This window comes from Gammaproteobacteria bacterium (assembly GCA_016716465.1).
GTDB lineage: Bacteria > Pseudomonadota > Gammaproteobacteria > SZUA-140 > SZUA-140 > JADJWH01.
Genome location: JADJWH010000004.1, coordinates 644,591 through 656,383 on the forward strand (window position 1 = coordinate 644,591; position 11,793 = coordinate 656,383).

An 11,793-nucleotide genomic window follows, 5' to 3' on the forward strand; every position below is an offset into this window, starting at 1 on the left:
GGGAAACGCAGGAATAGCCACCGCCGGCCGGTTTTTCCGTTGGTGAACACCGCCTCATGCCGGCGGCCCACTTCAGTCCCGCCCCTGTCTGTCCGGGGCACCCAATTCGGAGGCGCAACAGAATGACCGTCAGGATCCTCCCCCGCTTCGTCGTCGCCGGCCTCTGCCTGTTGGCCGCCAGCGCCCCGTTCGCCGCCGAGGGGGACGTCGCCGCCAGGATCATGCAGCAGGTCTACGAGGTGTACGGCGGAGACGACAGCTTTTCCCGCCTGCGTTTCAGCTTCGAGTACGACGGGGGCAAGACCGGTACCCTCGGCCTGGTGATGGCCTACAAGCGCTATCCGGCCTCGGCCGGGGTGGAGTCCAAGGTCGTCATGTTCAATGAATATCCGCCTGAGAAAAAGGACATCGGCTATCTCGGCTGGTTCTACCGCGTCGAGCAGGATCGGGACGCCGACCAGTGGCTGTACCTGCCCGATCTCAGGCTGACGCGCAAGCTGACGCGCAAGCCGCGCGACTACTCCGGCACCCGGAGGCGTACCGAGGGCGACGAGTTTTCGGTGTCCGAGCTCGATCTGGAGGAGCTGGCGCCGCGCGCGCCGGTGCTGGACCGCCATACCCTGCTCGGCAGCGAGACCCTGGACGGGCGCGCGGTGTACCGGGTGGAATCCGTGCCGCGCGACCCCGACAGCAGTCCCTATGGCAAGCGTGTCGCCTGGATCAGCAAGGATGCCTATCTGCCGCTGCAGGTCGATTGCTATGACCGCGAATCGCATCTGGTAAAGACCTTGATCTTCACCTGGTCCCAGGTCGGCAAGGACTGGGTCTGGGATCGGGTCGCCGCGGTGAACCGCGTCAACGGCAACAAGACCCTGCTGGAGCAGCGCGACGTCCAGGTCAATCTCGGACTGCCGGACGACATGTTCGCCAAGCGCGTGCTGGATCAGGGGGCGGACACCTTCGCCCAGCGGGTTTCCCGCTATGTCCGCTGAGTCCGGCCTCGCCCGCGCAGGCCGGTAAGGGTGTAGACTGCGCGGAAGGCCGCGCTCGCAGGTTGGGATTGATGAAGACGAAACATCTGTACAAGGTGGTATTTCACAACGAGGGCAAGATCTACGAGATCTATGCGCACCAGGTGAACCAGGGCGGCTTGTACGGGTTCATCGAGATCGCGGAGATCGTCTTTGGCGAGAAATCGGCCGTGGTGGTCGATCCGTCGGAAGAGCGGCTCAAGGCCGAGTTCGGCGGGGTGCGCCGCAGCTATATCCCCCTGCACGCCGTGATCCGCATCGACGAGGTCGACAAGCAGGGCACCGCGAAGATCAGTGACGGCGAGAAAGGCGGCAACGTCGCGCGCTTTCCGACACCCCTCTACGCGCCCGGCAGACCGCCCGACGGGTCCAAGGAATAGCGGGAGCGGATACATGGGGGCGGATTTACACCGAGATTGGGGACAGATTTAAAATCTGTCCCCATATTCCCGACAAATCTGTCCCCATTCCCCAGGCAGCCGATGTTCACTTCTTGTCACCGGCGCAGCGGAAACCGAGGTCGTTGAAACGCGATTCCGGCTTCAGATAGAAACGGTACGCGGTGCGGTAGAAGTGGCTCATGACATAGTGGCCAACGCCGCCCCAGCCGCCGCCGCGCGCGACCTTGAAGCGCTCGCCGTAGTCCTTCGAGGGCTGGTCGTTGCCGGGGTAGGGCTGGTACCAGTCCGAGACCCATTCCATGACGTTGCCGGCCATGTCCTCGACGCCGTAGGGAGAACGACCCGCCGGCAGCGATCCGACAGGCATCACGCCGTATTCCTCGCCGCGACCGGCGTTTACGCGCGTGAGGGACCATTCGTTGCCCCAGGGAAATTCGCGCCCGTCGGTGCCGCGCGCGGCCTTTTCCCATTCGCGTTCGGTCGGCAGGCGCTTGCCCGCCCAGGCGCAGTAGCGCCGCGCGTCCTCCCAGCTCACCCCGCTGACGGGCAGGTTTTCCAGTTCGTGGCGCCTGGACTCGATCGCGTCCAGCAGCGCGTTCTTGTCCAGCATGCGGGTATCGCGGTTCAGGTTGAAGGTATCCGCCGCCAGGCGGCGCAGGGTGGGGAGGTCGGCAACCTCGAGGATCGGGCGCTCAAGCAGGAAACCGTTGCCCTGCCACGGGTCCGGCAGCCAGTAGTTCTGGTCGACCACGAAGGCGCGGTAATCGGCATTGGTGACCTCGAAGCGGTCGATCAGAAAGGCGCCGAGGGGGATCTTCTGTTGCGGATGCTCGTCCTGGTAGAGTGGCTTGTTGAGGCCGAGCTCGCGGCTGTTCGCCCCGCCATCGAGCAGGTCGCTGCCGAACAGGAAGTCGCCGGCCGGTATCTCGATCATCTCGCCCGCGCCGGCGGCCACGGCGACGACCGCCAGCAGCAGCATGAACAGGATGCGCGTCATTGTCCGCCCTCCGCGTCGCTTGCGCAGCGAAAGCCGAAGGAGGAGTTCTTCACGCGCGCGTTGAAGAAGCTGCGATTGAAGGTGGGGGCCGAGATGCCGCATTTGTAGAACGAGCAATCCCACCACGAACCGCCCTTGAGCACCTTGTAGATCTCGCCGAAGTTTTCCGACTTCGTGGTGTTGCCGGGATGCGGGAGGTACCAGGACGCGGTCCATTCCCATACATTGCCGGACATGTCCTCAAGCCCGTAGGGGCTCGCGCCGGCCTTGAAGGCGCCGACCGGCGTGGTATCGCCCTCGCGCCCGAGACGCGCCCAGCGGACCGGCGTGTTGGCGGCGCGGATATTGAATTCGTCGCCCCAGGGAAAGATGCGCGCGTCGGTGCCGCGCGCGGCCTTTTCCCATTCCTGCTCGGTCGGCAGGCGCTTGCCGGCCCAGGCACAGTAGTCGCGGGCGTCGAACCAGTTGACGAAGGTGACCGGATGATCGGCCTTGCCGCGCGGCGGGGCGCGGTCCTCGAAATCGTCCGGCGCGCGTCGCCCGGTCGCCTCGATGAATGCCTGGTATTGCAGGTTGGTGACTTCGTATTTGTCGATCAGGTAGGCATCGAGATGCACGGTGTGCTCCGGCCCCTCGTCGGACAGGCGGTCATTGCTGCCCATCCGGAACTCCCCGGCCGGGATGCGCACCATCGGTCCGGGCGCGGCGCCGAAGCGCGTGCCTTCGTAGTACATCTCGCCCTCCAGGCCGAGGGTGTCGCCGTCGGCGAGCTCCGGGTCCGCGGACTTCGCGCCGGCCAGCGGTTTGAGCGGGCCGCCGCGCTCACCGTCTTCATGACAGGTGGAGCAGCCGCGCGTCAGGTCGAGGCGGGAGAAATCGGTCTGGGTGTGACAGGTCGCGCAGCGCTCGATCTCCCGGCTGTGATGCAGGCTCTTGAGATCGGCCGCCGCCAGCGCGGTCCCGCTCGCGAACACACCGGCGGCGAGCAGCAGGCCCGCGGGGCGGGCTCGGGCGATGAGGGCGCGGAGGGACATGGGTGGGGAAATGATAACACTTTAGGCACAGGACCCAGTCACGAGATCAAGGGTGTGATGGGTGATGTGTCATTGCATGTAGCCCGGATGGAGGCGTGTAGCGCCGGAATCCGGGAATGGTTGCTGATGGATTTCCCGGATTCCGCTCCGCTCCATCCGGGCTACATCTACGTTAATCACCCATTACGCCTTAGTCCTGCATTTATTCGATGCTACAATTCTTTCGCAATTTCAGAGGGAATTCCGCGCCATGAATCCCGCCGCCGTCTTTCAGGCCCACGGTCTCACCAAGGTTTACCACATGGGTGAAGTGGAGGTGCACGCCCTGCGCGGCATCGACCTCGACCTCTTCAGTGGGGAGTTCGTCGTGCTGCTCGGCCCCTCCGGCAGTGGGAAATCCACCTTGCTCAACATCCTGGGCGGGCTCGACACGCCGACCGGCGGCCGCGTGATGTACGGCGAGCGGGAGCTGACGCGTTACGACGACGCCGAGCTGACCGCCTACCGGCGCGAGCACGTCGGTTTCGTGTTCCAGTTCTACAACCTGATCCCCAGCCTCACCGCGCGCGAGAACGTCGCGCTGGTGACGGACATCGCGCAGAATCCGATGACACCCGAGGAGGCGCTGCGGCTGGTCGACCTCGGCGAGCGGATGAATCATTTTCCGGCCCAGTTGTCGGGCGGCGAGCAGCAGCGGGTCGCGATCGCGCGCGCGGTGGCGAAGCGGCCGGCGGTGCTGCTGTGCGACGAGCCGACCGGCGCGCTCGATGTCGCCACCGGCATCAAGGTGCTGGAGGTGATCGAGCGCGTCAATCGCGAGATCGGCACCACGACCGTCGTCATCACCCATAATGTGGTCATCGCCGGCATGGCCGATCGCGTCATCCATCTGAGCAACGGCCTGATCCAGAGCGAGGAGCGCAACGCCGCGCGCGTCGCGCCGGGGCAACTGAGCTGGTAGCCGATGCGCGCGCTCGACCGCAAGCTGTGGCGTGACCTCTGGCTCATGAAGGGGCAGGCGGTGGCGATCGGGCTGGTGATCCTGTGCGGGGTCGCGACCTACATCATGTTCATCGCCATCCTCGACAGCCTGCGCGCGACGCGCGCCGACTATTATTCGCACAACCGCTTCGCGGATGTGTTCGTGAGCCTGAAGCGCGCGCCGGAGGGCCTGCGCCGCCAGATCGAGGCGATCCCGGGCGTGGCGCGGGTCGAGACCCGGGTGGTGGCCGGGGTAAACATCGACGTCGAGGGTTTCGCCGAACCGGTGACCGGGCTCATTATTTCGGTGCCGGACGAGGGCCATCAGCCGCTCAACAGGCTGTACCTGCGCAGCGGCCGTTACGTCGAGCCCTATCGTTCGGATGAGGTCATCGTCAGCGAGGCCTTCGCCGAGGCGCACGGCTTCACGCCGGGCGACCGGCTCGCCGCGGTCATCAACGGGCGACGTCAGTCTCTGGTCATCGTCGGTACGGCGCTGTCCCCCGAATACATCCATCAGCTGCGTCCGGGCGGCATCTTCCCCGATTACAAGCGCTACGGCGTCATGTGGATGGGGCGCAAGGCGCTCGGCAACGCGCTCGATATGGACGGCGCCTTCAACGACGTCGTGCTGGAGCTCGCCGCTGGCGCCGGCGAACACGACGTCATCGACCGCCTCGACCGCCTGCTCGACCGCTACGGCGGGCTCGGCGCCTACGGGCGCGAGGATCAGCGCTCGCACCGGTTCCTCGACGAGGAGTTCGATCAGCTCGCGATGATGTCGAAGATGTTTCCGGTCATCTTCCTCGGCGTCGCCGCCTTCCTGCTCAACGTGGTGATCACGCGCCTGGTCGGCCTGCAGCGCGAACAGATCGCGATCCTGAAGGCCTTCGGCTACGGCAACGCCGCCGTGACCTGGCACTACCTCAAGCTGGTGCTGCTGGTGGTGGCCTTCGGCGTCGTCGGCGGGATCGCCACCGGCGCCTGGCTCGCGCATCTGATGGGCAAGATCTATATGGAGTTCTTCCGCTTTCCCTATCTCGCCTTCATCCTGAATGCGCATGTGCTGATCGAGGCGACCGCGGCGAGCGTGGGCGCGGGGGCGTTCGGCACCCTCCTGGCCGTGCGCCGCGCGGCGGTGCTGAAGCCGGCCGAGGCCATGCAGGCGGAGCCGCCCGCGCGCTACCGCGAGTCGTGGCCGGAACGGCTCGGGCTGCGGCGCTGGCTGACGCCGCCGAACCGGATGATCCTGCGCCACATCGGCCGGCGGCCGTTCAAGTCCGCGGTGACGGTGTGCGGCATCGCCGTCGCCTGCGGCATCACCATGACGGGCCATTTCCAGAAGGACACGGTCGGTTACATGCTGGAGGTTCAATATGGCATGTCGCAGCGCGAGGATATCTCTCTGGTGTTCACCGAGCCGACGTCCTACCGCGCGCGCTACGAGCTGGCCGCCCTGCCCGGTGTGCGCCGGGTCGAGGTGCAGCGCAGCGTCCCGGTCGAGCTGCGCTTCGGCCACCACAGCTATCGCACCGCCATCCGGGGCATGCAGCCGGGCGGCGACCTGCAGCGCCTGCTCGATGCGGAGCTGCGGCCGATCGAGCTGCCGTCCTCGGGAGTGATCCTGACCGACTACCTGGCCGAGATGCTCGGCGTTCGGCCGGGCGACCGGCTGACCGTCGAGGTGCTCGAAGGCGGCCGCCCGGTGCGCGAGGCGCAGGTGGCCGGCGTCGTGAAGGAATATCTCGGTGTGTCCGCTTATATGGAACTCGGCGCGCTCAACCGCTTCATGCGCGAGGGCCCGGCGATCTCGGGTGCCTGGCTCGCCGTCGGCGACGGCGACGAGCTGGCGCGTCTCTACCGCGCCCTGAAGGACATGCCGCGCGTGGCCGGCGTGGCGCTGCGCAAGCAGGAGATCCGCAACTTCAACAAGACCATGAACGAGTCCCTGCTGTTCTATACCTTCGTCGCCATGATCTTCTCCGTCATCATCGCCTTCGGGGTGGTGTACAACAGCGCGCGCATCGCGCTCACCGAGCGCAGCCGCGAGCTGGCCAGTCTGCGCGTGCTCGGTTTCACGCGCGGCGAGATCTCGTACATCCTGCTCGGCGAGCTCGGCCTGCTGACCCTGGTCGCGCTGCCGCTGGGCCTGTACGCCGGGCGGCTGCTGTGCTGGATGATCGCCTACAATCTGCAGAACGACCTCTATCGCATCCCGCTGATCCTGCAGCCCAACACCTATGCCTTCGCCGCCACCGTGGTGATCGCCGCGGCGGTGGTGTCGGGCCTGGTGGTGCGACGCCGCCTCGATCGGCTGGACCTGATCGGTGTGCTGAAAACAAAAGAATAGGACCTGAGGACTCAGGACCAACGGCGTGATGGGTAATGGGTGATTATTAATGAGCATGTAGCCCGGATAGAGGCGCGCAGCGCCGGCATCCGGGAAGCAATTCCCTGACCCGCTCCCGGATCCGCTGAGCTTCATCCGGGCTACGTGCCTAAGGATGCGGAACTGGAATGAGTCAGAGTCAAGGCCGTGATGGACGAGGAGTCAGACACTTGACACGTTATGTACCGCGGGGTTTGATCGGACAGAAGAACCTGGGAGTCGAACATTGAAACGCTGGCGTACTCGCATTGCATACCTCGGCATCGCCCTGCTGGTGCTGGCGCTGCTGGTCTACGGTTTCCGGCCGCAGCCGGTCGCTGTTGATACCGCGCGCGCGGAACGCGGCACCCTGCGCGTGACGGTGGAAGAAGAGGGCCGCACGCGCGTCATCGACCGCTTCACGATCTCGGCGCCGGTGGCCGCCTATGCCCGCCGCGTGGACCTCAAGGTGGGCGACGAGGTGAAGCGGGGGATGCCGCTGCTGGTGCTGGAGCCGCTGCCCTCCGATGTGCTCGATCCGCGCAGCCGGGCGGCGGCGGAGGCGCGCGTGGCCGCGGCCGGTGCCGCCCATCTCGCGGCGAAGGAAAACGCCGCCGCCGTCGCCTCGGGCGCGCAGCTCGCGCGCGTCGAGCATGAGCGTGTGCTGGAGCTGCGCAGGAGCAAGCTGGCGAGTGCCGAGCAGGAGGATCGCGCGCGCACCGAGGCCGAGCGTACGCAGGCCGCGCTGCGCGCGGCCCAGCTCCAGGTCGAGGTCGCGCGCCACGATCTCGATGCCGCCCGGACCGCGCTCGCCTATTCGGCGGCACAGGAGCGCGGCGAGACTCCGGAACGCATCACCCTGCGTTCACCCGTGGACGGGCGCGTGCTGACGGTCCATCGCGAAAGCGAGGGCGTGGTGGCGAACGGCGAGGCGCTGATCGACGTCGGTGACGCGCACGCGCTGGAGGTGGAGGTCGACGTCCTGTCGGACGATGCGGTGCGCATCCGCCCGGGTATGCAGGTGGAGTTCGCGCGCTGGGGCGGTGATGAACCGCTGACCGGCGTGGTGCGCGTGGTGGAGCCCGCCGGCTTTACCAAGATCTCGGCGCTGGGTGTCGAGGAGCAGCGGGTCCTGGTCATCGCCGATATCACCTCGCCGCCGGAGCAGTGGGCGCGACTCGGCGATGGTTATCGCGTCGAGGCGGCCTTCATCCTGTGGGAGGCGCCGGATATTCTGCAGATCCCGTCCAGCGCCCTGTTCCGCGCCGGCGGCGACTGGTATGCCTTCGTGTTCGAGGACGGACGCGCCCGCCGGCACAAGCTCGAGATCGGCCACCGCAACGGCCTGCAGGCGCAGGTGCTCGGCGGCCTCACGGGCGGCGAGATCGTAATCGTGCACCCGGACGATACGCTGGAGGATGGGGCGCGGGTGAAGATGCGGTGACCTAGATGTGAGGGGACAGATTTGAAATCTGTCCCCGTTCCCGTTTAATTCGATGCCAGCCGGTGCGCCGCCCGGGTCGTTTCCGGCAGGCGGTAGCGGGTGGTGCAGCGCAGCACGTAGTCGACGGCGGTTGGCAGGTCGATGCGGTGGCCGATGGAGATGTACAGTGGCTGCACGCCGGCGCGCGTGCGCACCACGGCGCCGATGCACTCGCCACGGTCCATCAGCGGCTGCTGGGCGCCCTTCGCGGGCGGAACTTCCTCATGCGTCCCGATGAGCCGGCTCTTGGCGACGCCGATCGTGGGTCGATCGAGCCAGATCCCGAGATGGCAGGCGATGCCGAAGCGGCGCGGGTGCGCGAGTCCCTGGCCGTCGCACAGGATCAGGTCGGGCGGCACGGCCAGGCCCTCGAAGGCGTCCAGCACCGCGGGCAGTTCGCGGAACGACAGCAGACCGGGGATGTAGGGGAAGGTCGTCGGCCGCCGCGCCACCGCCTGGTCGACCACGGTGAGCGCGGGAAAGTCCAACACCACCACCGCGGCGCGCGTCACCGTGTTGCGGTCCTCGAAGCCGACGTCCACCCCGGCCACGTAACGTACCGGGCCGAACGCGTTTTCGCGCCTGACCAGCGCGGCGAGGCGGCGCTGCAAGCCCACGGCTTGCGCGGGATCGAGATCCCAGGGGTGGCGGTTCGCGCCGGCCTCACTCACGCGCGCCGGCGCGCTGCAGCAGCAAGGCTATGTTGTTGCGTCCCTTGTTCATCGCCGCCATCATCGGCGTCATGCCCTGTTCGTCGCGCGCGGTGAGATCGGCGCCCGCGGTGATCAGCATCTGCACGATGTCGATGTGATCACGGTTCGCGGCCCAGTGCAGCGCGGTGGCCCGGGTCCTGTCGCCGAGGTTGACGTCGGCGCCGCGTGCGATGAGCAGCTTCACGGCCTCGGTATTTCCCCTGGTGCTGGCGCGGATCAGCGCCGTCGCGCCCGATTCATCCTGCGCGTTGATGTCCGCGCCGCGGTCGAGCAGCAGCGTGATGAGCTCGGTGTTGCCGACGCGCGCGGCATGCGTCAGCGCGGTCCAGCCATAGTTGTTGCGCGCGTTGACGTCGCCCTCCGCGGCGAGCTTTTGCGCCTCGGTGATATCCTCGTGCATTACCGCCTTCATCAGCGGCGTATTGTTGTCACAGCCGCCGAGGAGGAGCAGGCCGAGCAGCAGGGCGGGGCAGGAGAGGTCTCTTGGGCGCATGGCCCGGGATTTTACCATTATTCGCGGCCGCGGCTGGCCTGGGTCGGGGGCGCCGGGTATCATGGGCGCCAGGTATTCCCTGGCCGGCCCATCCATGAAACAGTACCCCTGCCCGAGCTGCAAGCAAGACGCGATCCCGCTCACCGAGAAGTACCGCGCCGGGATGTGGCGCATCATCCAGTGCCCGAACTGCGGGGCGCGCCTGTGCGCGCAGCCCTGGCTGATGGTGGTCGCCTACATGATCTATGTCTGGGTCGCGGCCTGGTTCGGTTTCTGGGCCTGGCTCGAGCACACCATCACGCCGCTGCTGTATCTGGTGCCGGTGTGGCTGCTGCTCGATTTTCTCAACATCACCTACATGCCGCTCTCGGTTATGCGCCCGAAGGGGCCATGACGCCCGCTGAACGGTCCGCTTCGCATGGCGCACATCCTCGGCATCGGCATCGCCACCCTCGACATCATCAACAGCGTCGACGGCTATCCCGCGGAGGATGCCAAGGTGCGCGCCAGCGCCCAGTCGATCCGGCGCGGCGGCAATACGGCCAACACGCTGACGGTGCTGACCCAGCTCGGGCATCGCTGCGCGCTGGCGGGGTCCATGGCCGACGATCCCGACAGCCGGTATATCCGCGACGACCTCGCCGCGCATGCCGTGGGGATCGCCCCGTGCCGGGTCTTCGCCGGCGCGCACACGCCGATTTCCTACATCGTGCACAACCTCCGTAACGGCTCGCGTACCATCGTGCATTACCGCGACCTGCCGGAATATCCGTTCGAGGCGTTTCAGCGCATCGACCTGTCGCACTACGACTGGTGCCACTTCGAGGGCCGTAATGTCGAGGAGACCGCGCGGATGCTGCAGCGCGCCAAGGCGCACGGCGGGCTGCCATGCTCGCTGGAGGTGGAAAAGCCGCGCGACGGGATCGAGCGCCTGTTCGCCCATGCCGACCTGATCCTGTTCGGACGCGACTACGCCATGACCCGTGCCGCTACGCCGCAGGCATTTCTGCGCGGACTGCGGAGCGAATTGCCCGGCGTTGACCTGGTGTGCGCCTGGGGCGAGCAGGGCGCCTGGGGGATCGATCGTGACGGCCTCGAGCTGCATGCCCCGGCCTGTCCTCCGCCGGCGGTGGTGGATACACTGGGCGCCGGCGACACCTTCAATGCCGGCGTGATCGACGCCCGCCTGCGCGGCGAGCCGCTGGCCGCGGTGTTGGCGCAGGGCTGCCGGCTCGCGGGCGAGAAATGCGGCGTCGAGGGGCTGCGCCTCCCTTCGCTGGCCGCCGCCCCGGCCTGAAATTGGGGACAGATTTATTTTTTGTAACTCTCTAACCTAACAAGGAATTCCGGAAAATAAATCTGTCCCCAATTTATCCATGATCGAGATCTACGACAAGAAGGGTTTCATCCGGCTGTTGCGCATCGAGGCCGAGGCGCTGGCGGGGGCGGATCTGGCCGGGGCGGATCTGCCCGAGGCCAATCTGGTGCAGATCGACCTGTCGCGGGCGCGGCTGACGCGCGCCAACCTCGCGCATGCCGACCTGCGACTGGCCCGGCTCGCCGGCGCCGATCTCGCGCAGGCCAATCTTGCCGGCGCCGACCTGTCCGGCGCCGACCTCACCGACGCCGATCTGTCACAGGCGGATCTGTCCGGCGCCAAGCTCGACGGCGCCGTGCTGACCGGCGCGCGGCTGCCGGCGGCGCACACCGCCGCGGGGACGTTCGCGGGGCTGGAGATCAAGGTCGAGAAGAGACAGGACTGAGTGCAAGGATAAAAACCGCAAGTTTGCTGTCCGGCTTTATCGCAATGGGCCCAATTCCACGTTTTTTGTTTCTTACTTAGTCCTGACTCCTCAGTGCTGTTCTTTATTCATCCCACAGCCACGCCGCACCGCGCACGCCGGAGGAATCGCCCCAGCGGTTTTTGACGATGCGGCCGCGCCAGTCGGGGTGGAAGACGTGGCGGCGTACCTGCGCGGGGCCTTCCGTATATAACTCGTCGACGTTGGACATGCCACCGCCCAGGACGATGACGTCGGGGTCGAGGATGTTGACCACGACGGCGAGCGCGCGCCCGAAGCGCTCCAGATAGTGCGCCAGGCAGGCCCGCGCCAAGGCCTCCCCCGCGCGTGCCGCCTCCACGATCGCGGGCGGCGTGATGGCCATGCCGCCCGCGCGTTGATAATCGGCCACGAAGCCGGGGCCGGAGAGAAATGTCTCGACGCACCCGCGCCGGCCGCAGTAGCACGGCGGTCCTGTGACATCGAGCGGATTGTGGCCCCATTCACCGGC

The 11,793-nt window shown here is 66.8% G+C and carries 13 protein-coding genes; 8 read left to right on the forward strand and 5 right to left on the reverse strand.

What is annotated here, in order from left to right; genetic code table 11:
- Positions 1-122 precede the first annotated feature (122 nt).
- The gene (locus tag IPM20_10795) at positions 123-992 is read left to right on the forward strand and encodes an outer membrane lipoprotein-sorting protein (protein ID MBK9132105.1); all 870 of its coding nucleotides are present in this window, start codon (positions 123-125) and stop codon (positions 990-992) included.
- A 71-nt stretch (positions 993-1,063) separates the two neighbouring features.
- A complete protein-coding gene (locus IPM20_10800; protein MBK9132106.1) occupies positions 1,064-1,411 on the forward strand; it encodes a DUF1820 family protein in 348 nt (115 codons plus the stop codon).
- 106 nt (positions 1,412-1,517) lie between these two features.
- On the opposite strand, the gene IPM20_10805 is transcribed toward IPM20_10800, so the two are convergent.
- Positions 1,518-2,429, reverse strand: a complete 912-nt coding sequence (locus tag IPM20_10805) for an SUMF1/EgtB/PvdO family nonheme iron enzyme (protein MBK9132107.1) — start codon at positions 2,427-2,429, stop codon at positions 1,518-1,520.
- Entirely contained in the window at positions 2,426-3,463 is a 1,038-nt protein-coding gene (locus tag IPM20_10810) for a formylglycine-generating enzyme family protein (GenBank protein MBK9132108.1), read from the reverse strand. Before IPM20_10810 ends, IPM20_10805 begins: the two co-directional genes overlap by 4 nt.
- 250 nt (positions 3,464-3,713) lie before the next feature.
- On the opposite strand from IPM20_10810, the gene IPM20_10815 reads away from it, so the two are divergent.
- The 3 genes from IPM20_10815 (at position 3,714) to IPM20_10825 (ending at position 8,256) form a co-directional block, all read left to right on the forward strand.
- The gene (locus IPM20_10815; protein ID MBK9132109.1) at positions 3,714-4,424 is read left to right on the forward strand and encodes an ABC transporter ATP-binding protein; all 711 of its coding nucleotides are present in this window, start codon (positions 3,714-3,716) and stop codon (positions 4,422-4,424) included.
- A gap of 3 nt (positions 4,425-4,427) precedes the next feature.
- Positions 4,428-6,794, forward strand: coding sequence for an ABC transporter permease (locus tag IPM20_10820; protein MBK9132110.1), 2,367 nt, complete (start codon positions 4,428-4,430; stop codon positions 6,792-6,794).
- Between the two features lie 301 nt (positions 6,795-7,095).
- The gene (locus tag IPM20_10825; GenBank protein ID MBK9132111.1) at positions 7,096-8,256 is read left to right on the forward strand and encodes an HlyD family efflux transporter periplasmic adaptor subunit; all 1,161 of its coding nucleotides are present in this window, start codon (positions 7,096-7,098) and stop codon (positions 8,254-8,256) included.
- Between the two features lie 44 nt (positions 8,257-8,300).
- On the opposite strand, the gene nfi is transcribed toward IPM20_10825, so the two are convergent.
- Together nfi and IPM20_10835 are read right to left on the reverse strand one after the other, a co-directional pair.
- The gene (gene nfi, locus IPM20_10830; GenBank protein MBK9132112.1) at positions 8,301-8,966 is read right to left on the reverse strand and encodes a deoxyribonuclease V; all 666 of its coding nucleotides are present in this window, start codon (positions 8,964-8,966) and stop codon (positions 8,301-8,303) included.
- On the reverse strand, positions 8,959-9,501 hold the full coding sequence (locus IPM20_10835; GenBank protein ID MBK9132113.1) for an ankyrin repeat domain-containing protein: 543 nt from the start codon (positions 9,499-9,501) through the stop codon (positions 8,959-8,961). Before IPM20_10835 ends, nfi begins: the two co-directional genes overlap by 8 nt.
- A 94-nt stretch (positions 9,502-9,595) precedes the next feature.
- Between IPM20_10835 and IPM20_10840 the strand changes: the two genes are divergently transcribed.
- The 3 genes from IPM20_10840 (at position 9,596) to IPM20_10850 (ending at position 11,264) form a co-directional block, all read left to right on the forward strand.
- Positions 9,596-9,895 (forward strand): hypothetical protein, encoded by a 300-nt coding sequence (locus IPM20_10840; protein MBK9132114.1) that lies wholly within the window; start codon positions 9,596-9,598, stop codon positions 9,893-9,895.
- A gap of 24 nt (positions 9,896-9,919) precedes the next feature.
- The gene (locus IPM20_10845; protein ID MBK9132115.1) at positions 9,920-10,798 is read left to right on the forward strand and encodes a ketohexokinase; all 879 of its coding nucleotides are present in this window, start codon (positions 9,920-9,922) and stop codon (positions 10,796-10,798) included.
- Positions 10,799-10,877: 79 nt separating this feature from the next.
- Positions 10,878-11,264, forward strand: a complete 387-nt coding sequence (locus IPM20_10850) for a pentapeptide repeat-containing protein (protein ID MBK9132116.1) — start codon at positions 10,878-10,880, stop codon at positions 11,262-11,264.
- 103 nt (positions 11,265-11,367) lie between these two features.
- Here IPM20_10850 and IPM20_10855 read toward each other — a convergent pair.
- Positions 11,368-11,793 (reverse strand): ROK family protein (locus tag IPM20_10855; protein MBK9132117.1); only part of this gene is annotated, 426 nt, incomplete at its 5' end.